Raw genomic sequence first — 22,475 nt, forward strand, 5'->3', positions numbered from 1 at the left:
TACGTGACGAATCTGATGCCCTCCGCCGCCGGCGAGCCTTCCTTCGGTGGTGGCCTCGGCGACCAGGTCTACAACCGGCTGCTCGGCGAGCGGATCATCTTCCTGGGCCAGCAGGTGGACGACGACATCGCCAACAAGATCACCGCGCAGCTGCTGCTGCTCGCGGCCGAGCCCAAGAAGGACATCTTCCTCTACATCAACAGCCCCGGCGGCTCGGTGACGGCCGGTATGGCGATCTACGACACCATGCAGTTCATCCCGAACGACGTGGTCACCATCGCCATGGGCATGGCGGCCTCGATGGGCCAGTTCCTGCTCACCGGCGGTACCGCCGGCAAGCGCTTCGCCCTGCCGCACACCGACATCATGATGCACCAGGGCTCCGCGGGCCTGGGCGGTACGGTCTCGGACATCAAGATCCAGGCCCAGTACCTGCTGCGCACCAAGAAGACCATGTCCGAGTTGACCGCCCTGCACTCCGGCCAGACCGTCGAGACGATCGTCCGCGACGGCGACCGCGACCGCTGGTTCACCCCGGAAGAGGCCAAGGAGTACGGTCTCATCGACGGGATCATCACGCATGCCTCCGGTGTTCCGGGAGGCGGCGGTACCGGCGCCTCCTGAGCCCGGCCACGCCACGCTCCGCCGAGACTCCAGCCCCCCGAACGCCACCAGGACGGTGAACACCCTCATGAGCAACATTCCCGGCGCCGCTGACGCCCGCTACGACGGGCCCCGGCCCGACGCCCGCTACGTCATCCCGCGCTTCGTCGAGCGCACCTCCCAGGGCATCCGCGAGTACGACCCGTACGCGAAGCTCTTCGAGGAGCGCGTGATCTTCCTCGGCGTCCAGATCGACGACGCCTCCGCCAACGACGTCATGGCGCAGCTGCTGTGCCTGGAGTCGATGGACCCCGACCGGGACATCTCGATCTACATCAACAGCCCGGGCGGCGACATGACCGCCCTCACGGCGATCTACGACACGATGCAGTTCGTGAAGCCCGACATCCAGACGGTCTGCATGGGCCAGGCGGCCTCCGCCGCGGCCATCCTGCTCGCCGCCGGCACGCCGGGCAAGCGCATGGCGCTGCCGAACTCGCGCGTGCTGATCCACCAGCCGGCCGGCTCCACCGGCCGCGGCCAGCTCTCCGACCTGGAGATCATCGCCAACGAGTTCACCCGGATGCGCGAGCAGCTGGAGGACATGCTGGCCAAGCACACCAAGCGGCCGATCGAGAAGATCCGCGAGGACATCGAGCGCGACAAGATCCTCACGGCCGAGGAAGCCCTCGAATACGGCATCGTCGACCAGATCATCTCCACCCGGAAGATGAACAACGCGGACGTCCGCTGACAGAGGATGTAGTCTCTGCCGCCCTTGGCCCGGTTTGACCGCGTGCTCGGCAAGGTGCACGTCAAAGTGAACCGTGCCAAGGGGGGCCCGTACGGGGGGCCCGGCAAGGTACCGTCGACATAAGGCAGCACCAGGAGCCGCTGGATTCGAAAGAGTCCAGGCGTCTCCCAGGCGAAGGGGAAGCACACCGTGGCACGCATCGGTGACGGCGGCGATCTGCTCAAGTGCTCGTTCTGCGGCAAGAGCCAGAAGCAGGTCAAGAAGCTCATCGCAGGGCCCGGTGTGTACATCTGCGACGAGTGCATCGATCTCTGCAACGAGATCATCGAGGAGGAACTCGCCGAGACGAGCGAGGTGCGCTGGGAGGAACTCCCGAAGCCCCGCGAGATCTACGAGTTCCTTGAGGGCTACGTGGTGGGCCAGGAGCCCGCCAAGAAGGCCCTCTCGGTCGCGGTGTACAACCACTACAAGCGGGTCCAGGCAGGGGAGAACGGCGGCGGCCAGAACCGCGACGACGCCATCGAGTTGGCGAAGTCCAACATCCTGCTGCTGGGCCCCACGGGCTCCGGCAAGACGCTCCTCGCACAGACCCTGGCCCGCATGCTCAACGTCCCGTTCGCGATCGCCGACGCCACCGCGCTGACGGAGGCCGGCTACGTGGGCGAGGACGTGGAGAACATCCTCCTCAAGCTGATCCAGGCCGCCGACTACGACGTCAAGAAGGCCGAGACCGGGATCATCTACATCGACGAGATCGACAAGGTAGCCCGTAAGAGCGAAAATCCTTCGATCACGCGAGACGTCTCCGGCGAGGGTGTGCAGCAGGCCCTTCTCAAGATCCTCGAAGGCACCACGGCCTCCGTCCCGCCGCAGGGCGGCCGCAAGCACCCGCACCAGGAGTTCATCCAGATCGACACGACGAACGTGCTGTTCATCGTGGGCGGTGCGTTCGCCGGCCTGGAGAAGATCATCGAGTCCCGGGCGGGCGCCAAGGGCATCGGCTTCGGCGCGACGATCCGCTCCAAGCGGGAGCTGCAGTCCAAGGACCAGTTCGAGGACGTCATGCCCGAGGACCTGGTCAAGTTCGGCATGATCCCGGAGTTCATCGGCCGCCTCCCGGTCATCACCTCGGTCCACAACCTGGACCGCGAGGCTCTGCTCCAGATCCTCATCGAGCCGCGCAACGCGCTCGTCAAGCAGTACCAGCGCCTCTTCGAACTCGACGGCGTGGAGCTGGACTTCGAGCGCGAGGCCCTGGAGGCCATCGCCGACCAGGCCATCCTCCGCCAGACCGGTGCGCGAGGCCTGCGCGCCATCATGGAAGAGGTCCTCATGTCGGTGATGTACGAGGTCCCGTCCCGCAAGGACGTGGCCCGCGTCGTCATCACGGCCGACGTCGTCCACTCCAACGTCAACCCGACCCTGATCCCGCGCGACGCCCGCAACGGCCGTGGCCCGGGCGAGCAGAAGTCGGCGTAACCCCCTCAACACCGAAGCGCCGGGCCCTCTTCGGAGGAGCCCGGCGCTTTCGCGTGTGCCGGCGGTGGCTACCTGGCGACGCGCACTTCACTCCGTACGTCGGCCGCGATCTTCGCGGACTCGTCCAGGCTGTACGTCTTCACCGCCGCGGTCGGTTCCACCATGCCGATGGTGCTGTAGTCCGCCCAGATGCACAGGTAGGCCGTCTGGGCCTTGCCGGTGAGCTGGTTCTTGCCCTTCGCCTGCTGGCACTTCATCACCGCGCCGTCCAGTCCGGCCGGCGAGACGGACTGGGCGTCGCCGACCAACTGCACACTGTCGTCCGAGGTGCCGTCCTTCTTCATGTTGGCGAAGGTGGCGTCCAGCGCGGCCTGCGGGTCCTTCACCGAGCCGTACACCCCGAAGAGGGTCACGTTCTCGGCGGTCTCCGCCTTCGCCACGTCCGTCGGGTCGCTGGTGTCCAGGGACTCCAGGTCGACGGTCGAGTAGATCGCGGTGACCGAAGTGGCGTCGGTGACACCGGACTTGGCGAGGTCCTCCGCGTCGCTCGAACTCGCCTTCTGCTCGCTGGAGTCACCCACCCGCTTGTACTTGGCGGACAGGACGGAGGCGGGCGCGGTCAGCTTGTGCGGCCCGTCGTCCTTGAGCCCGCCGCCACCCCCGGCGAGCACGAAGTACGCGCCGACCGCGACGGCCGCGACCACCGCCACCGCCCCGATGATCAGACCCGTCTTCTTCCTGCCGCCGCCCGGAGCCGGCGGCTGCGGAACGCCGTAGGGAGGCTGGCCGTAGGGCTGCTGCTGGCCGTACGGGTTCGGCTGCGGGGGAACACCCTGCTGCGGGTAGCCGTAGCCCGGCTGCGGCGGCTGCTGCCCGTAGGGTCCCGGCTGCGCCGGAGGCCTGCTGCGGGTAGCCGTAGCCGGGCTGGGGCGCCTGCGGCGGCTGGCCGTACGGACCCGGCTGCTGCCCGTACGGTCCCGGCTGCTGAGGCGGCGGCCCCCCGTACGGGCCCGGCTGGTTGTAGCTCATCTCTGGGTTCCCCTCCAGATGCTTATGTGTTCCTGACATCCTGGCTCAGCCACAGGGAACTCATGGCACGGGGGTGCTCACCGTTACAGAACAAACGCGTTTCGGGACAGCGCCGGGACACCTCTAAACTGAGCCCCGTGACCGAGAACGCTCAGCAGCAGCCCACAGCGCCCAGCACCGAACTGCCGACCCAGTACGCGCCGGCCGACGTAGAGGGGCCGCTGTACGAGAGCTGGGTAGAGCGCGGTTACTTCGCGGCCGACGCCAAGAGCGACAAGCCCGCGTACACCATCGTCATCCCGCCGCCCAACGTCACCGGCTCCCTGCACCTGGGCCACGCCTTCCAGCACACGCTGATGGACGCGCTGACCCGCCGCAAGCGCATGCAGGGCTTCGAGTCGCTGTGGCTGCCCGGCATGGACCACGCCGGCATCGCCACCCAGAACAAGGTCGAGCAGCAGCTCGCCGAGGAGGGCAAGTCCCGTCACGACCTGGGCCGTGAGGAGTTCGTCGAGCGCGTCTGGCAGTGGAAGGAAGAGTACGGCGGCAAGATTCTCGGCCAGATGCGCCGCCTCGGCGACGGCGTCGACTGGGACCGCGAGCGCTTCACCATGGACGAGGGCCTGTCCAAGGCCGTCCAGACCATCTTCAAGAAGCTCTACGACGACGAGCTGATCTACCGCGCCGAGCGCATCATCAACTGGTGCCCGCGCTGTCTGACGGCCATCTCGGACATCGAGGTGGAGTACCAGGAGGACGACGGCGAGCTGGTCTCCATCAAGTACGGCGAGGGCGACGAGACGCTGGTCGTCGCCACCACGCGTGCGGAGACGATGCTCGGCGACACCGCCGTCGCCGTCCACCCCGACGACGAGCGGTACCGGCATCTGGTCGGCAAGCGCATCAAGCTGCCGCTGACAAACCGCACCATCCCCGTCGTCGCGGACACGCACGTCGACCCGGAGTTCGGCACGGGTGCCGTCAAGGTCACCCCGGCCCACGACCCGAACGACTTCGCGATCGGCCAGCGCCACGGCCTGGAGTCCATCACCGTCATGGACGAGCGGGCCGTCATCACGGTCCACGGCCCCTTCGAGGGACTCGACCGCTTCGAGGCGCGCTCCGCGATCGTCGCGGCGCTGCGCTCGCAGGGCCGGATCGTCGCCGAGAAGCGGCCCTACGTCCACAGCGTCGGCCACTGCTCGCGCTGCAAGACCACCATCGAGCCGCGGCTGTCCATGCAGTGGTGGGTCAAGGTCGGCCCGCTGGCCAAGGCCGCCGGTGACGCGGTCCGCGACGGCCGGGTGAAGATCCACCCCGAGGACATGTCGAAGCGGTACTTCGACTGGGTCGACAACATGCACGACTGGTGCATCTCCCGCCAGCTGTGGTGGGGCCACCGGATCCCGGTCTGGTACGGCCCCGAGGGCGAGGTCGTCTGCGTCGGCCCCGACGAGGAGCCGCCCGGCACCGAGGCGGAGGGCTGGAAGCAGGACACCGACGTCCTCGACACCTGGTTCTCCTCCGGCCTGTGGCCGTTCTCCACCCTCGGCTGGCCCGAACAGACCGCGGACCTGCGGAAGTTCTACCCGACCGACGTCCTCCTGACCGGCCACGACATCATCTTCTTCTGGGTCGCCCGGATGATGATGTTCGGCCTGTACGCCATGGACGGCGAGGTCCCCTTCCGCACCATCGCGCTGACCGGTCTGGTCCGTGACGAGCGCGGCAAGAAGATGTCGAAGTCCTTCGGCAACGTCGTCGACCCGCTGGACTGGATGGACAAGTACGGCTCCGACGCCGTCCGCTTCACCCTGGCCCGCGGCGCCAACCCCGGCACCGACGTGCCGATCGGCGAGGACTGGGTCCAGGCGTCCCGGAACTTCGCCAACAAGATCTGGAACGCGACCCGCTTCGCGCTGATGAACGGCGCGACCGTCGAGGGCCCGCTCCCGGCCCCGTCCGAGATGTCGGCGACGGACCGCTGGATCCTCTCCCGCCTCAACAAGACGGTCGCCGAAGTCGACGCGTTCTACGACGACTTCCAGTTCGCGAAGCTCTCCGACTCGCTCTACCACTTCGCGTGGGACGAGGTCTTCGACTGGTACGTCGAGCTGTCCAAGACGACGTTCCAGGCGGGCGGCCGGGGCGCCGAGGTCTCGCAGCGCGTCCTGGGCGAGGTCCTCGACGTCACCCTGAAGCTGCTCCACCCGGTCGTCCCGTTCGTCACGGACACCCTGTGGACGACGCTGACCGGCGGCGAGTCGGTCGTCATCGCCGACTGGCCGGCCGACAGCGGCTTCCGGGACGAGGCGGCGGAGCGGGAGATCGAGACCCTCCAGTCCGTCATCACCGAGGTCCGCCGCTTCCGCGCCGACCAGGGTCTGCAGCCCGGCCAGCGGGTCCCGGCCCGCCTCACCCTGGACGGCACGGCCCTCGCCCCGCACGAGGCGGCCATCCGCCAGCTGCTGCGCCTCCAGCCGGAGGGCGACGCCTTCGCGGCGACGGCCACCCTCCCGGTCGCCGGCGCCACGGTCGCCCTCGACCTCTCCGGCACCATCGACGTGGCGGCGGAGCGCAAGCGCCTCGCCAAGGACCTCGCGGCCGCCGAGAAGGAGAAGGCCCAGGCGACGGGCAAGCTGGGCAACGAGGCGTTCCTGGCGAAGGCCCCGGACAACGTGGTGGAGAAGATCCGCACCCGGCTCGCCAAGGCCGACGAGGACATCGCACGCATCCAGGCCCAGCTGGACCGCCTTCCGCAGGCGTGACCGGAGCGTTCCCGCAGGCGTCCGGCAGCCCCTTCCCGCGGGGCTGCCGGACGCCTGCGTTCGGGGTCCCGCCCTACAATCCAAAAGTAGGAACATGCCCTTAATGTTCCGTTTTGGCTTGGCGGCGGAGGGAACGCCCACATGCAGCGCAGGGGCCGAACGAGGACACCTCCGCACCGGGGGCTGGTCCCCCTGACGGCTGTCGCGGGCGGCCTGCTCGCCGTGCTGATCGGCCTCGTCTTCCTGGTGCTGGTGCTGGCGATCCAGGACGCGCGGCACTCCCTGCTCTCCGCCCGCAGCGGCCGGCCGGCCCTGGAGCAGATCGGGGTGGTCCAGGGGACCGTCTTCGACATGGAGGGCGGCCAGCGCAGCTACGTCATCACCCGGCAGGACGCGTTCCTCAAGCCCTGGCAGGCCGCCCGGACCGCGTTCCCCGCGCAGGCGCAGCGGCTCGTGGACGTCAGCACGTCCCCCGCCCAGCGGCAGCTCGCCGGGCAGATCCAGCGGGCCGGCCAGTCCTTCGTCGACGACTACTCGGTCCCGCTCGTGGCCGAGGCCCGGCGCGGCGATCCCGACGCGAGCAGCACGGCGCGCACGCTGGAGGGCAAGCAGCGGCTCGACGCGCTCCGGGACCAGTTCACCCGCTATCTCAACGCCGAGCGCGCCTCGATCGACCAGCGTGAGAACGCGCTGGAGGGCCGGATGCGCACGCTGACGATCGCCGCGTCCGCCGGCGTCGGCGTGGCCGTCCTCCTGATCGTCGCCTACGGCGCCTACGTGACCCGGGTGATCGTCTGGCCGGTGCGCAGGATGGCCCGCTTCGCGACCCGGCTCGCCGCCGGAGACCTGGGCGCACGGGTGCCGCGCTCCGGGCGCCGGGAGATCGGCCAGCTGGAGACGGCGTTCAACACCATGGCCGGCTCGCTGGAGAAGAGCCACCGGCGGCTGAGGCTGCTCTACGACGCCGGTACCGCCGTCGGCAACACCCTCGACGTGGGGCGGACCGCCGACGAGCTGGTGCGGGTGTCCGTCCCCCGCTTCGCCGACTTCGTCACCGTCGACCTGGAGGAGTCCGTGCTGCGGGGCGGGGAGCCGACGGCCGCCGAGACCGTCCTGCGGCGCGTGGCCCGGGGCGGCGTCCGCGATGACTCCCCGCTGGATCCGGCCGGTGCCCTGATCGCCGTGGACCCGCCGCCCCGGGCCGGCCGGCACACCGACTCCGGTGCGGCCCTCACAGCCGATCTGCGGGTCACCCGGAGCCCGAGGTTTCCCGACGCGCCGCGCACGGACCAGCTCCTCGACTACGGCATGCGCTCGCTGATCACCGCACCGTTGTCGGCACAGGGCGTCCTGATGGGGGTGATCGTCTTCTGGCGCACCCGGGACTCCCCGCCGTTCGAGAAGGACGACCTGTCCGACGCGGGGGAACTCGCGGCGAGGGCCGCGACCGCCATCGACAACGCACGGCGCTACACCCGGGAGCGCGAGACCGCGCTGGGGCTCCAGCGCAGCCTGCTGCCGCACGTCATGCCCGACTGCCCGAGCGTCGACTTCGCCTTCCGCTACCTCCCCACCGGCACCCGGGCCGGAGTCGGCGGCGACTGGCTCGACGTGATCCCGCTGTCGGGCACCCGGGTGGCCCTGGTCGTCGGGGACGTCGTCGGCCACGGCATCCAGGCCTCCGCCACCATGGGCCGGCTGCGCACGGCGGTCCGCACCCTCGCGGACGTCGACCTGCCCCCCGACGAACTCCTCACCCACCTGGACGACCTGGTCCTGCACCTCGACGACGGCGCCGGGGAACAGGCCGGTGAGGTTGGCTCGACCTGCCTGTACGCCGTCTACGACCCGATCTCGCGGCACTGCTCCCTCGCCAGCGCGGGCCATCCGCTGCCCTTCGTGATCACTCCCCACGGGTCGGTGGAGCAGGCCCCCGGCCAGGCCGGCCCGCCGCTCGGGCTCGGCGGGCTGCCGTTCGAGACCACCGACCTGGAACTCGCCGCGGGCACCACCCTCGCGCTGTTCAGCAACGGCCTGGTGCACTCCCGTAACCTCGACCTGAGCCACGGCCTCGAACGGCTCCGCGGCGCGCTGACGGTGTCCGGCGAGGGGGAGTCGCTGGAGGCGGCCTGTGACCGGGTGGTGACCGCGCTGCGCACCTGCGAACCCGCCGACGACGTCACCCTGCTGCTCGCCCGCACCCGCGCCCTGCCCTGCGACCAGGTGGCCAGCTGGGAGGTCCCCGCGGACCCCGAGCACGTCGCCAGGGCCCGGACCCTGACCACCGGCCAGCTCGGCGCCTGGAAGCTGGACGAGCTGTCGTTCACCACCGAACTGGTGGTCAGCGAACTCGTCACGAACGCCATCCGCTACGGCGGCTCCCCGATCCAGCTGCGGCTCATCCGCGACACCACCATGCTGATCTGCGAGGTCTCCGACGGCAGCAGCACCGCCCCGCACCTGCGGCGGGCCCGGGTCTTCGACGAGGGCGGCCGGGGCCTGCTGCTGGTGGCCCAGCTCACCCGGCGGTGGGGGACCCGGCAGACCTCCGCCGGCAAGACGATCTGGTGCGAGCAGGCGCTCCCGGCGACCGGCGCGCCCACGCGTCCGCCGGGCTCCGTAGACTGGTGCCGTGAGTGATCTGCCTCCGCACGACCCCCATGAGAGCTTCGACGAGAACTTCGACGAGATCGTCGAGGCCGAGACGGACCGTGATCCCGATCTCGCGGTGATCGAGGCCGGCAGCCGGACCCTCCGTACCCAGGGCGGCCCGCAGCAGGGCGATGTCCCGGGCCGCCCCGAGGACCCCGAGGTCGACCGGGCCCTGCGCGAGGTGGAGGCGGAGCTCGCCACCCGCTGGGGCGAGACCAAGCTGGAGCCGTCGGTCACCAGGATCACCGCCCTCATGGACGTGCTGGGCGATCCCCAGCGGTCGTACCCCTCGATCCACATCACCGGCACCAACGGCAAGACCTCCACCGCCCGCATGATCGAGGCCCTGCTCGGCGCCTTCGACCTGCGCACCGGCCGCTACACCAGCCCCCACGTGCAGTCGATCACCGAGCGCATCAGCCTCGACGGCGCCCCGATCTCCGCCGAGCGGTTCATCGAGACGTACCAGGACATCAAGCCCTACGTCGAGATGGTCGACTCCCGGCAGGAGTACCGGCTCTCCTTCTTCGAGGTGCTCACCGGCATGGCGTACGCGGCCTTCGCGGACGCCCCGGTCGACGTGGCCGTCGTCGAGGTCGGCATGGGCGGCAGCTGGGACGCCACCAACGTCATCGACGGCGACGTCGCCGTCGTCACCCCCATTGACCTCGACCACACCGACCGGCTCGGCGAGACCACCGCGCAGATCGCCGGCGAGAAGTCCGGCATCATCAAGCAGGACGCGACGGTCATCCTGGCCCAGCAGCCGGTCGACGCGGCGCAGGTACTCCTCAAGAAGGCCGTCGAGGTCGACGCCACCGTCGCCCGCGAGGGCCTCGAGTTCGGCGTCGTCGCCCGCCAGGTCGCCGTCGGCGGCCAGCTGCTCACCCTGCGCGGCCTCGGCGGCGAGTACGACGAGGTCTACCTCCCCCTGCACGGCCCCTACCAGGCCCACAACGCGGCCGTCGCGCTCGCCGCGGTGGAGGCGTTCTTCGGGGTCGGCTCGCAGCGCCCCGAGTCCCTGGACATCGACACGGTCCGCAAGGCCTTCGCGGCGGTCTCCTCCCCGGGCCGCCTGGAAGTCGTACGGCGCTCTCCCACCGTCGTCCTCGACGCCGCCCACAACCCCGCCGGGGCCCGCGCCACCGCCGAGGCCGTCGGCGAGGCCTTCGACTTCAGCCGGCTGATCGGCGTGGTCGGGGCCAGCGGTGACAAGAACGTCCGGGGCCTCCTGGAGGCCTTCGAGCCGATCTTCGCCGAGGTCGTGATCACCCAGAACTCCAGCCACCGTGCGATGGACGCCGACGAACTGGCCGCGATCGCCGTCGAGGTGTTCGGCGAGGACCGCGTCCAGGTCGAGCCGCGGCTGCCCGACGCCCTGGAGGCCGCGATCACACTGGCCGAGGAGGAGGGCGAGTTCGCCGGCGGCGGCGTGCTGATCACCGGCTCCGTCATCACCGTGGGCGAGGCCCGACTGCTCCTCGGGAGGGGCTGACCATGCGTACGCTCTGTTCCTCCACGCTGATCGGCGAGTTCTTCGTCATCGGCTTCGCCGCCCTGGTCGCCATGAAGGACGCCGACCTGTCCACCTCCACGGTGTGGCTGGTCAGCGGCATCGCGATGGTCCTGTGCGTGGCCCTGTGCGGGGTGATCACCCGCCCGGGCGGCGTGGCCCTCGGCTGGGCCCTGCAGGTCGCCCTGGTCGCGTCCGGGATCTTCGTCCCGACGATGTACTTCCTGGGCGCGATCTTCGCGGGTCTGTGGTGGGCGTCCGTGCACTACGGCAGGAAGATCGACGAGGCAAAGGCCCGCTTCGCGGCACAGGGCACTCAGGACACCCCATCCGGCGCCTGAGCCTGAGCACCGGTCCGCACCCCCACCGGCCTGTCCGGCCCTTGAGGCCGAGGGCCGGTCCGCACCCCCACTCTCCAGCCGTCCGGCGCTTGAGTACGACAGCCGGTCTGCACCCCCACTCTCCAGCCCGTCCGGCGTTTGAGGACGAGGCCGTTCAGGCCGAAGCGGGGGTCCGGGGGCGGCAGCCCCCGAAAGCGGTCCGGCACCAGCAGCCCACCCGCACACTGCGTAACGGACGCTCAGACCAGCCCTGTAGCCTCTCCCCACCGCACCTGCCAGTACCTGAAGGAGTCCTCCCGTGACCCAGCGCACCCTCGTCCTGCTCAAGCCCGACGCCGTTCGTCGGGGCCTGACCGGCGAGATCATCAGCCGTATCGAGCGCAAGGCCGGCTGGCAGATCACCGCGCTGGAGCTGCGCACCCTGGAGCGCGCCACGCTGGAGCAGCACTACGCCGAACACGTCGGCAAGCCGTTCTACGAGCCGCTGGTCGAGTTCATGGCCTCCGGCCCGTCCGTCGCCCTGATCGTCGAGGGCGAGCGCGTCATCGAGGGCATCCGCGCGCTGGCCGGCCCCACCGACCCGATCGCCGCCGCGCCCGGCTCCATCCGCGGTGACTTCGGTGTGATCGTTCGCGAGAACCTGATCCACGCGTCCGATTCGGAGGAGTCCGCCGAGCGCGAGGTCAAGATCTTCTTCCCGGGCCGCGCTTAGCCCTTTCGGGTCCCGTGAACGGGTCCGTACGGAGTTTTCGTGGAAGTTTTTGACGAGGCGTCAGCCCATTGAGCTGCATGACCTGGGACGGCCGAACGATTTCGGCCGTCCCTCGGCATATGCGTGCCGATCGGGGGAACGAGTGCCCCCGTCGGCCCGTCTCCACAAGCGAGGCGGCCCCGCACGTGATGACAATGGCGAAGACCCTCGCGCAGTGTTCGTGCAGGCGCGTCTACGATGGAAGCCTTCACGTCACAGCACGTACTTCGCCGACCTGAAATGCCCTCAAAAGCTCCCGGGAAGGCCAGACGAATCCTGATGGGGAACTCAATGTCGTTCATTGGCCGTGACATGGCTGTCGACCTCGGGACCGCCAACACGCTGGTGTACGTCAGGGGTCGCGGGATCGTACTCAACGAGCCGTCCGTTGTCGCGATCAATACGAACACCGGTGGAATTCTGGCGGTCGGCGCGGAGGCGAAGAAGATGATCGGGCGCACGCCCGGCAACATCGTCGCCGTACGCCCGCTGAAGGACGGCGTGATCGCCGACTTCGAGATCACCGAGCGGATGCTCCGCTACTTCATCCTGAAGATCCACAAGCGGCGGTATCTGGCCCGTCCGCGTGTCGTCGTGTGTGTGCCCTCCGGTATCACGGGTGTCGAGCGCCGTGCCGTCATCGAGGCGTCCTCGCAGGCCGGTGCCCGCCAGGTGCACATCATCGAGGAGCCCATGGCCGCCGCCATCGGCTCCGGCCTGCCGGTCCACGAGGCCACGGGCAACATGGTGGTGGACATCGGCGGCGGCACCACGGAGGTCGCGGTCATCTCGCTCGGCGGCATCGTCACCGCCCAGTCCATCCGCGTCGCGGGCGACGAACTGGACAACGCGATCATCCAGCACATCAAGAAGGAGTACAGCCTCCTCCTAGGTGAGCGGACGGCCGAACAGATCAAGATCACGATCGGTTCGGCGTACGAACTCGACTCCGACGAGCACACCGAGATCCGCGGCCGGGACCTGGTGTCCGGTCTGCCCAAGACCGTGGTCATCTCGGCCGCCGAGGTACGCAAGGCGATCGAGGAACCCGTCAACGCCATCGTCGACGCCGTCAAGACCACGCTCGACAAGTGCCCGCCGGAGCTGTCCGGCGACATCATGGACAGGGGAATCGTTCTGACCGGCGGCGGAGCCCTGCTGCGCGGTCTGGACGAGCGGCTGCGCCGGGAGACCGGCATGCCGATCCACATCGCCGAGGACCCGCTGGACAGCGTGGCGCTCGGCTCCGGCAAGTGCGTCGAGGAGTTCGAGGCGCTCCAGCAGGTCCTGGACGCCCAGCCGCGCAGATGACGTAACTCTTCGATTCCGCCGTACGAGATGACCCCCTCTCGTGCGGCGGATCGTTGATATGGAGGCATAAGCTCACACAAAACGAGCTCCGCCCCGCACCCCCACCCCCCCCACGCTCCACGACAAGCCCCCCACGCTCCACAAGCTTTCAGAACAAGCTCCCGCAAGTTCCTATTGAGGAAGGCACGGCCGCCGCACGTGAGGGACACGAAAGAGAGCCGGCTGCTCCTGGTGCTGCTGATCGCCATCGCGTTCGCGCTGATCACGGTGGACATCCGAGGTGGCAGGAACTCCCCGGTAGACGGCGCCCGGCAGGCCGCGGCCGCGGTCTTCGGCCCGATCGAGAACGGCATGTCGACGGTGGTGGACCCGGTCGGAAACGCCGTCTCCGCCGTCCGTGACTCCGGCGAACGGCACGACCGGCTGGCCCGGCTGGAGAAGCAGAACGCGACCCTCAAGGCGAAGCTCGGCAGCGACGACCGCAACCGCAGCCGCCTGGGTCAGCTCGAGAAGATGCTCAACGTCGCCGCCGAGGGCCAGTACGGCATCAAGGGCGCCCAGGTCATCGCCATAGGGTCGGCGCAGGGCTTCTCCTGGACCGTCACCATCGACGTCGGCTACAACGACGGCATCAAGCGGGACATGACCGTCCTCAACGGCGACGGTCTCGTCGGCCGCGTGACGACCGTCGGCCCGGACGCCTCCACCGTGCTGCTCGCCAACGACCCCGACTTCACCGTCGGCACCCGCATGGAGGGCAGCGACGAACTCGGCTTCGCCTCCGGCCAGGGCGACCGCCCGCTGCGCGTCGAACTCCTCGACAGCAAGGCCGAGGTGAAGAAGGGCGACCGGCTCGTCACCTTCGGCTCCCAGGGCGACAAGCCGTTCGTGCCCGGTGTCCCGGTCGGCAGGGTCTCCAGTGTCGACCCGTCCAACGGCGGCCTCACCCGCACCCTGTACGTCACGCCGTTCGTGTCCTTCACCAAGCTCGACATCGTCGGCGTGGTCGTCGAGGCACCGAAGAAGGACCCGCGCGACGAGGTGCTCCCGGCCAAGCCCAAGCCGACCCCGACCCCGACGGTGACCGTCACGGTCACCCCGTCCGCCGACGCGAGCGCGAACGGCACCGACACCACCGGCCAGCAGCAGTAGGAGCTGAATCCCCCATGCGCGTCAACAGGATCCTGCTCTCCTCCGCCCTGGTCGTCGTCGCCCTGGTGATCCAGGTGAGCGTCCTCGCCCGCCTGCACCTGCCGGGCGCCGTCCCCGACCTCATGCTGCTCACCGTCCTCGGCCTCGCCATGGTGTACGGCCATGTGGGCGGCGCCCTCGTCGGCTTCGGCGCCGGACTCCTCGCCGACCTCGCGCCGCCCGCCGACCACGCGGCCGGCCGCTACGCCCTGGTGCTGTGCGTCGTCGGCTACTTCGCCGGCCTCATCAAGCCGGAGAACGGCCGCCTGAAGTCCGCGACCGGCCCGATGCTCGTCGTGGTCGCCGCCGCCATCGGCTCCACCCTGCTGTACGCGGGTGTCGGCGCCCTCGTCGGCGACACCGCCGCCCGGCACGTCGGCATGACCAGCCTGCTGATCACGGCCGCCCTGTACGACCTGCTGCTCGCCCCGTTCGTGGTCCCCGGCGTCATGGCCCTGGCCCGCCGCGCCGACAGCGACCCGCTCACGGAGGCCAACTCCGGCGGCAAGGCGGGCGACATCTCCTCCGGCTGGATCTCCTCCGGCACCGGAATGCGCATCGGCGGCCAGCGCGGCGGCCTCGGCAGCCTCAAGGCCAAGGCCCGCACCCGCAACGTCCGCGTCGGCCGCATCAAGGGGGTCAAGCGTCTGTGAACGCGGGGGAGTTCACCCGAACGGGTGCACCGGGGCGGAACGTGGCCTCACAGGTCCATCGTTCATCATTCGTACGCGCACGCGCCTTTGTGCAGGGAGAGGGGGAGGCAGCCCAGTGACCAACATTCCCGAGACCGGTCGGACCCCACGGGTCCAGATCCGTCTCGTCGTCATCCAGATCCTGGTCCTCTCCCTGCTGGGCACACTCGGCGGCCGCCTGTGGTACCTGCAGATCCGCGAGGGCGCCGAGTACCAGAAGGAGGCCTCCGGCAACCACGTCCAGCAGGTCGTCGAGCCCGCCGTGCGAGGCTCGATCCTGGACGCCCGCGGAGTCCCCATCGCGGACAACGAGACCCGCCTGGTCGTCTCCGCCTCCCGCACCGACCTGCTCAAGCAGAAGGACGACGGCAAGGCGGTCCTGACCAAGCTCGCGGGCGTCCTCGGGATGAAGCCCGAGGAGGTCATGCAGAAGGTCCGCCTCTGCGACGCCAAGACCCCCCAGCCCTGCTGGAACGGCTCGCCGTACCAGCCGATCCCGATCACCGACGAGGCCACCGCCAAGCAGGCCCTGCAGATCCGCGAGCGCTCCGAGGACTTCCCCGGCATCACCGCCGAGCCCGAGGCCGTGCGCCGCTACCCGGCCCCCGGCAAGTCCAACACCGCGCAGGTCCTCGGCTACCTCTCGCCGGTCACCGACGACGAGATCGAGCAGGCCAAGGACACCTCCTCGCCCTACCTGCGCTCCGACATGGTCGGCCGCTCCGGCCTGGAGCGCGAGTACGACAAGGAACTGCGCGGCAAGGCCGGCGTCACCCGCTACGAGGTCGACAACCTCGGCCGCGTCATCGGCAAGGCCAAGTCCGACGCCGCCGAGCCCGGTTCGAACCTGGTCACCAGCATCGACTCGCGCGTACAGCGGGTCGCCGAGAACGAGCTGGACAAGGCCATGAAGGCCGCCCGCCAGCAGTACGACAAGATCACCCAGGAGAACTACAAGGCCGACTCCGGCGCCGTCGTCGTGATGGAGGCCAAGACCGGCCGGATCGTCGCCATGGCCTCCGCCCCGACCTACGACCCGAACGTGTGGGTCGGCGGCATCTCCGCCAAGGACTACACGGCCCTCACCGGCAAGAACTCCGACTACCCGCTGCTCAACAGGGCCATACAGGGTCAGGCGGCCCCTGGTTCGACGTTCAAGGTGGTCTCCACCGCCGCCGCGGTCCAGGCCGGCTACGCCTGGGACGGCGGCTACCCCTGCACCAGCTCCTACTCGGTGGGCGGCCAGGTCTTCAAGAACTTCGAGGGCGAGAACTTCGGCCCCATCTCGCTGGGCCGCGCCCTCGAGGTCTCCTGCGACACCGTCTTCTACGGCCTCGCCGACGCCCAGTGGAAGAAGGACGGCGGCATCAACCCGAAGAAGGGCGAGCCCAAGGACTGGTTCTTCAAGACCGCCCACCAGTTCGGCCTCGGCAAGGAGACCGGCGTCGACCTGCCCAACGAGGTCACCGGCCGCGTCCCCGACCGCCAGTGGAAGCTCGACTACTGGAAGGCCAACAAGGACGCCTGGTGCAAGTCCGGGAAGAAGGACGGCACCTACGTCGAGAAGATCGAGTACGAGAACTGCCTCGAAGGCAACAAGATGCGCGAGGGCGACGAGATCAACTACTCCATCGGCCAGGGCGACACCCTCGTCACGCCGATCCAGGAGGCGATGATCTACAGCGCCGTCGCCAACGGCGGCACCGAGTACCAGCCGACCATCGGCAAGGCGATCGTCAGCGCCGACGGCAAGTCCGTCCAGGAGATCAAGCCCAAGGCGGTGCGCAAGCTCCCGGTCAGCCAGGCCACCCTCAAGGGCATGGACGACGCCTTCGCGGGCGTCATCACCCGCGGTACGGCGGCCTGGAAGTTCGGCGGCTGGCCGCAGGACAAGATCGCCCTGCACGGCAAGACCGGTACCGCCGAGGTCTACGGCAAGCAGACCACGTCGTGGCTGGCCACCTACACCAAGGACTACACGGTCATCATGACCATCGCCCAGGCCGGTACCGGTTCCGGTGCCTCCGGCGAGGCGGTCCGCAACATCTACAGCGCGCTCTACGGCGTCAGCGCGGACGGCTCCATCGACAAGTCGAAGGCGCTGCTCTACACCCCGCAGAAGGGCCTGCCGAAGGTCCGCACGGACGGCACCATCGCCTCCCCGAAGATCTCCAAGGACCCGGCGAAGGACTTCCAGGTCTACTCCCAGCAGGGCGACAAGACCACCGACAACGGGCAGACCCCGGCCGCCACCACGGCCTCCCCGTCCACGGGCAACCGCACCACCCGCAGGCGACCGCGCAAGAGGGGAAGCCGGAGGATGCTCACATGACCGGCGTCAACAGCTTCTCCGTCTCCGGATACGGCCCGGCGAGGGCCGGCTGGACGCGGGTCTTCGCCCGGGACTCGCTGACCCGTCGGCTGGACTGGCCGATGCTGCTGGCAGCCCTCGCCCTGTCTCTGCTCGGCTCGATGCTGGTCTTCTCGGCGACCCGCAACCGCACCGAGATCAACCAGGGCGACCAGTACTACTTCCTGATCCGGCACCTGATGAACACCGGCATCGGGCTCGCCCTGATGATCTGCACCATCTGGATCGGCCACCGCCAGCTGCGCAACGCGGTACCGATCCTCTACGGCCTCTCGGTCCTCGGCATCCTCGCGGTGCTCACCCCGCTGGGCGCCACCATCAACGGCAGCCGCAACTGGATCGTCCTCGGCGGCGGCTTCTCACTGCAACCCGCCGAGTTCGTGAAGATCACGATCATCCTGGGCATGGCGATGATACTGGCGGCGCGGGTGGACGCCGGTGACAAGAAGTACCCGGACCACCGCACCGTCCTGCAGTCCCTGGGCCTGGCCGCGATCCCGATCCTGATCGTGCTGCTCATGCCCGACCTCGGCACGGTCCTGGTCATGGTGACCATCATTCTCGGCGTGCTGCTCGCCTCCGGCGCCTCCAACCGCTGGATCTTCGGCCTGCTCGCCGCCGGCGTGACCGGCTGCATCGCCATCTGGCAGCTGCACATCCTGGACGAGTACCAGATCGCCCGCTTCGCCGCCTTCGCCAACCCCAGCCTCGACCCCTCCGGCGTCGGCTACAACACCAACCAGGCCCGCATCGCGATCGGCTCCGGCGGCCTGACCGGCGCGGGCCTCTTCCACGGCTCGCAGACCACCGGCCAGTTCGTCCCCGAGCAGCAGACCGACTTCGTCTTCACGGTCGCGGGGGAGGAGCTGGGCTTCGTCGGCGCGGGCCTGATCATCGTGCTCCTCGGCGTCGTCCTGTGGCGCGCCTGCCGTATCGCCCGCGAGACGACCGAGCTGTACGGCACGATCGTCGCGGCGGGGATCGTGGCGTGGTTCGCGTTCCAGGCGTTCGAGAACATCGGCATGACCCTCGGCATCATGCCGGTCACCGGCCTGCCACTGCCGTTCGTGTCGTACGGCGGCTCCTCGATGTTCGCGGTGTGGGTGGCGGTGGGACTGCTCCAGTCGATCAGGGTGCAGCGCCCGATGTCGGCGTAGCCGGGGCGGAACCCGGGCGCAACCTGGGCGGAACCGGGGCGAAAGCGTACAGGTGAACACATCGTTCTCTATGTGTTCACCTGTGGCTTGTTTTGTTTTTCCCTCCGATTTACCCGCTTCGACCGCTGGCCCCTGTGACGTTCGGGCCATTAGATTCTGTTCATGGCGGATGCGAAGCGTGAAATCGAGCGCAAGTACGAATCCGATGACAGCGGCCTGCCCGACCTGACCGGCGTCGCCGGGGTGGCGAACGTCGTGGACAAGGGCACCGCCGAACTCGACGCGACCTACCACGACACCTCCGACCTGCGCCTGGCCTCGGCCAGAGTCACCCTGCGCCACCGCAGCGGAGGCAGCGACGCCGGCTGGCACCTCAAACTCCCCGTCGCCCCCGGCGTCCGGGACGAGATCCACGCCCCCCTCTCCGACACGCTCCCCGACGAACTCGCCGCCCTGGCCCGCTCCCGGGTCCGCGAGGGCCGGCTGGTCCCGGTGATCCGCCTGCGCACCACCCGCGACATCCGGCACCTCGTCGACGCCGCCGGCGCCCTGCTCGCCGAGGTGAGCGTGGACCGCGTCCGGGCCGACCGGCTCTTCGGCGGCGCGGGCAAGGCACAGTGGACCGAGATCGAGGTGGAACTCGCCGACGGCGGCGACCCCGCCTTCCTCGACAAGGTCGAGAAACGGCTGGGCAAGGCGGGCGTACACCCCTCGAAGTCCGCGTCGAAACTGGCCCGCGCCCTGGCCGAGACCAAGGGCGGCAAACCGCGCCCGCCGAAGACGGGCCCCGGCGAACCGCACACCGCCGGCGACCACGTCATGGCCTACGTCCACGCCCAGCGCGACGCGATCGTCGAGCTCGACCCGGCCGTCCGCCTGGACACCGAGGAGGGCGTGCACGACATGCGGATCGCCACCCGCCGGCTGCGCAGCACCTTCCGCACCTTCGGCAAGGTCCTGGACCGCCGGACCACCGACCCGATCGCCGACGAGCTGAAATGGCTGGCCGGTGAGCTGGGCGTGGGCCGCGACCAGGATGTCCTGGCCGAACGCCTGCTGGCAGGCCTCGCCGACGTACCCCCCGCCCTCGTCGACGGCCCCGTCCACGACCGCCTGCACCACTGGGCCGAGGCGAGCGAACGCGGCTCCCGCAGCCGCCTCCTCGGCGTCCTCGACTCCGCCCGCTACCTGGCGCTCCTTGACACCCTGGACGCCCTGGCCGCCGACCCGCCCCTGCTGAAGGCGGCCGCCGGAGACCCCGGGGAGGTCCTCGCCAAGGCCGTGCGGAGGGACTTCGCCAAGGTGACCGACCTGATCGAGACGGCCATGGCACAGCCCCCCGGCCACGACCGCGACCTCGGCCTGCACGAGGCCCGCAAGAAGGCCAAGCGCACCCGCTACGCGGCCGAGGCGGCCCGCCCCGCGCTCGGCAGGCCGGCGAAGACCATGCTCAAGTCCATGAAGTCGCTCCAGACCATGCTCGGCGAGCACCAGGACAGCGTCATGGCCCGCGAGACCCTGCGCGAACTGTCCGCGGTGGCCCACGCGGCGGGGGAGAGCACGTTCACGTACGGACTGCTGTACGGCCGCGAGGAACAGCGGGCGGCGGCGGTGGAGGCCGGGGCACCGGAGGCCTGGGAGAGCATCAGGGCCGAGGCGCCGGTGTGATCCGGGCGTACGGGGGAGGCCGCCGACCGGGTTAGGCTAGATGGTCACCCTCCCCGGTCACCGGTCGGTGAGCCACCCCAGCCGCCGGCCGGGGGAGTCGCCCCCCAGCCACCTCACAAAGGTCCGCGAGATGCCTGCCGAAGCCGCCTCTCAGGTCGCCGAGTCTGTTTTCCCGCAGCTCGAAGCTCTGCTCCCGCATGTGCAGAAGCCGATCCAGTACGTCGGCGGAGAGCTCAACTCCACGGTCAAGCCGTGGGAGACCTGCGACGTCCGCTGGGCGCTCATGTACCCGGACGCCTACGAGGTCGGCCTGCCCAACCAGGGCGTCATGATCCTCTACGAGGTCCTCAACGAGCAGGAGGGCGTCCTCGCCGAGCGCACGTACAGCGTGTGGCCGGACCTGGAGGCGCTGATGCGCGAGCACGGCGTCCCCCAGTTCACGGTCGACAGCCACCGCCCCGTGCAGGCCTTCGACGTGTTCGGCCTGTCCTTCTCCACTGAGCTGGGCTACACGAACATGCTCACGGCCCTGGACCTGGCCGGGATCCCGCTGGAGTCGCGCGAGCGTTCCATCGACGACCCCATCGTGCTGGCCGGCGGCCACGCGGCCTTCAACCCCGAGCCGATCGCGGACTTCATCGACGCGGCGATCATCGGCGACGGCGAGCAGGCCGTCCTCGACATGACGAAGATCATCCGCGAGTGGAAGGCGGAGGGCCGCCCCGGCGGCCGCGAGGAGGTCCTCTTCCGCCTGGCCAAGACCGGCTCCGTCTACATCCCCGCGTTCTACGACGTCGAGTACCTCCCCGACGGCCGTATCGCCCGCGTGGTCCCCAACAAGTCGGGTGTCCCGTGGCGCATCTCCAAGCACACGGTCATGGACCTGGACGAGTGGCCGTACCCCAAGCAGCCGCTGGTCCCGCTGGCCGAGACGGTCCACGAGCGCATGTCCGTCGAGATCTTCCGCGGCTGCACGCGCGGCTGCCGCTTCTGCCAGGCCGGCATGATCACCCGCCCGGTCCGCGAGCGCTCGATCACCGGCATCGGCGAGATGGTCGACAAGGGTCTGAAGGCCACGGGCTTCGAGGAGGTCGGCCTCCTCTCCCTCTCCTCGGCGGACCACTCGGAGATCGGCGACATCGCCAAGGGTCTGGCCGACCGCTACACCGAGGACAAGATCGGCCTCTCCCTCCCCTCCACCCGCGTCGACGCCTTCAACATCGACCTGGCGAACGAACTGACGCGCAACGGCCGCCGCTCCGGCCTGACCTTCGCCCCCGAAGGCGGCTCGGAACGCATCCGCAAGGTCATCAACAAGATGGTCTCCGAGGACGACCTCATCCGCACGGTCTCCACGGCCTACGGCAACGGCTGGCGCCAGGTGAAGCTGTACTTCATGTGCGGCCTGCCCACCGAGACCGACGACGACGTCCTCCAGATCGCCGACATGGCGACGAAGGTCATCGCCAAGGGCCGCGAGGTCTCCCGCTCCAACGACATCCGCTGCACGGTCTCCATCGGCGGCTTCGTCCCCAAGCCCCACACCCCCTTCCAGTGGGCCCCGCAGCTCTCCGCCGAGGAGACGGACGCCCGCCTGGAGAAGCTCCGCGACAAGATCCGCGGCGACAAGAAGTACGGCCGCTCGATCGGCTTCCGCTACCACGACGGCAAGCCGGGCATCGTCGAAGGCCTGCTCTCCCGGGGCGACCGCCGCATCGGCGCCGTCATCCGCGCCGTCTACGAGGACGGCGGCCGCTTCGACGGCTGGCGCGAGCACTTCTCCTACGACCGCTGGATGGCCTGCGCCGACAAGGCCCTGGCCCCCTTCGGCGTGGACGTCGACTGGTACACCACCCGCGAGCGCACCTACGAGGAGGTCCTCCCCTGGGACCACCTCGACTCGGGCCTGGACAAGGACTGGCTCTGGGAGGACTGGCAGGACGCCCTCGACGAGACAGAGGTCGAGGACTGCCGCTGGACACCTTGCTTCGACTGCGGGGTGTGCCCGCAGATGGATACGGCCATACAAATCGGCCCGACCGGTAAGAAGCTGCTGCCTCTTACGGTCAAGAACGCAGGTCCGTCGCCGGCTTCGAGTGGTCACGCGCACTGAGGTGGGCGAGGCACTCGATCGGGTGGTTGAGGCGCTGGCGGGAGTGAGCGAGGAGGAGGTGGCTGCGGCGTTGGCTGCGGTG

16 protein-coding genes are annotated in these 22,475 nt (G+C 69.5%); 15 read left to right on the forward strand and 1 reads right to left on the reverse strand.

Translation table 11 applies throughout. The features are described 5' to 3' along the window. Positions 1-15: 15 nt before the first annotated feature. The 3 genes from KVT45_RS20450 (at position 16) to clpX (ending at position 2,836) form a co-directional block, all read left to right on the forward strand. The gene (locus tag KVT45_RS20450; RefSeq protein WP_217549684.1) at positions 16-624 is read left to right on the forward strand and encodes an ATP-dependent Clp protease proteolytic subunit; all 609 of its coding nucleotides are present in this window, start codon (positions 16-18) and stop codon (positions 622-624) included. 67 nt (positions 625-691) lie between these two features. Then, a complete protein-coding gene (locus KVT45_RS20455; RefSeq protein WP_217549465.1) occupies positions 692-1,357 on the forward strand; it encodes an ATP-dependent Clp protease proteolytic subunit in 666 nt (221 codons plus the stop codon). A gap of 189 nt (positions 1,358-1,546) precedes the next feature. Continuing rightward, positions 1,547-2,836 carry an ATP-dependent Clp protease ATP-binding subunit ClpX gene (clpX, locus tag KVT45_RS20460; RefSeq protein WP_089107500.1) on the forward strand — a complete coding sequence of 430 codons (1,290 nt, stop codon included), beginning with the start codon at positions 1,547-1,549 and terminating at the stop codon, positions 2,834-2,836. A 68-nt stretch (positions 2,837-2,904) separates the two neighbouring features. Here the strand turns inward: clpX and KVT45_RS20465 are convergent, their stop codons facing one another. Then, positions 2,905-3,546, reverse strand: coding sequence for a hypothetical protein (locus tag KVT45_RS20465; protein ID WP_308310829.1), 642 nt, complete (start codon positions 3,544-3,546; stop codon positions 2,905-2,907). 456 nt (positions 3,547-4,002) lie between these two features. Here KVT45_RS20465 and KVT45_RS20470 point away from each other — a divergent pair, with 456 nt between their 5' ends. The 12 genes from KVT45_RS20470 (at position 4,003) to KVT45_RS20525 (ending at position 22,393) form a co-directional block, all read left to right on the forward strand. Then, complete coding sequence (locus tag KVT45_RS20470) at positions 4,003-6,633, forward strand: valine--tRNA ligase (RefSeq protein ID WP_217549467.1); 2,631 nt, start codon at positions 4,003-4,005, stop codon at positions 6,631-6,633. Between the two features lie 141 nt (positions 6,634-6,774). Continuing rightward, entirely contained in the window at positions 6,775-9,273 is a 2,499-nt protein-coding gene (locus KVT45_RS20475; RefSeq protein WP_217549469.1) for a SpoIIE family protein phosphatase, read from the forward strand. Further along, positions 9,266-10,780: a folylpolyglutamate synthase/dihydrofolate synthase family protein gene (locus tag KVT45_RS20480; protein ID WP_217549471.1), complete on the forward strand. Its 1,515-nt coding sequence runs from the start codon at positions 9,266-9,268 to the stop codon at positions 10,778-10,780. Before KVT45_RS20475 ends, KVT45_RS20480 begins: the two co-directional genes overlap by 8 nt. A 2-nt stretch (positions 10,781-10,782) precedes the next feature. Beyond that, entirely contained in the window at positions 10,783-11,139 is a 357-nt protein-coding gene (locus tag KVT45_RS20485; protein WP_217549473.1) for a DUF4233 domain-containing protein, read from the forward strand. Positions 11,140-11,437: 298 nt separating this feature from the next. Further along, positions 11,438-11,851, forward strand: a complete 414-nt coding sequence (ndk, locus tag KVT45_RS20490; protein ID WP_089107506.1) for a nucleoside-diphosphate kinase — start codon at positions 11,438-11,440, stop codon at positions 11,849-11,851. Positions 11,852-12,181: 330 nt separating this feature from the next. Then, entirely contained in the window at positions 12,182-13,201 is a 1,020-nt protein-coding gene (locus tag KVT45_RS20495; protein ID WP_046734341.1) for a rod shape-determining protein, read from the forward strand. Positions 13,202-13,399: 198 nt separating this feature from the next. Next, positions 13,400-14,353 (forward strand): rod shape-determining protein MreC, encoded by a 954-nt coding sequence (gene mreC / locus KVT45_RS20500; protein WP_217549475.1) that lies wholly within the window; start codon positions 13,400-13,402, stop codon positions 14,351-14,353. A 14-nt stretch (positions 14,354-14,367) separates the two neighbouring features. Then, positions 14,368-15,045 (forward strand): rod shape-determining protein MreD, encoded by a 678-nt coding sequence (gene mreD, locus KVT45_RS20505; RefSeq protein ID WP_217549477.1) that lies wholly within the window; start codon positions 14,368-14,370, stop codon positions 15,043-15,045. Positions 15,046-15,160: 115 nt separating this feature from the next. Continuing rightward, the gene (mrdA, locus tag KVT45_RS20510) at positions 15,161-17,416 is read left to right on the forward strand and encodes a penicillin-binding protein 2 (RefSeq protein ID WP_217549479.1); all 2,256 of its coding nucleotides are present in this window, start codon (positions 15,161-15,163) and stop codon (positions 17,414-17,416) included. Then, the gene (gene rodA, locus KVT45_RS20515; protein WP_217549481.1) at positions 17,413-18,612 is read left to right on the forward strand and encodes a rod shape-determining protein RodA; all 1,200 of its coding nucleotides are present in this window, start codon (positions 17,413-17,415) and stop codon (positions 18,610-18,612) included. Before mrdA ends, rodA begins: the two co-directional genes overlap by 4 nt. Before the next feature lie 162 nt (positions 18,613-18,774). Then, positions 18,775-20,280: a CYTH and CHAD domain-containing protein gene (locus tag KVT45_RS20520; protein WP_217549483.1), complete on the forward strand. Its 1,506-nt coding sequence runs from the start codon at positions 18,775-18,777 to the stop codon at positions 20,278-20,280. 130 nt (positions 20,281-20,410) lie between these two features. Continuing rightward, positions 20,411-22,393, forward strand: a complete 1,983-nt coding sequence (locus KVT45_RS20525; RefSeq protein ID WP_217549485.1) for a TIGR03960 family B12-binding radical SAM protein — start codon at positions 20,411-20,413, stop codon at positions 22,391-22,393. Positions 22,394-22,475 lie beyond the last annotated feature (82 nt).

This window comes from Streptomyces sp. GbtcB6 (assembly GCF_019091475.1).
In the GTDB taxonomy this organism is placed as follows: Bacteria; Actinomycetota; Actinomycetes; order Streptomycetales; family Streptomycetaceae; genus Streptomyces; species Streptomyces hyaluromycini.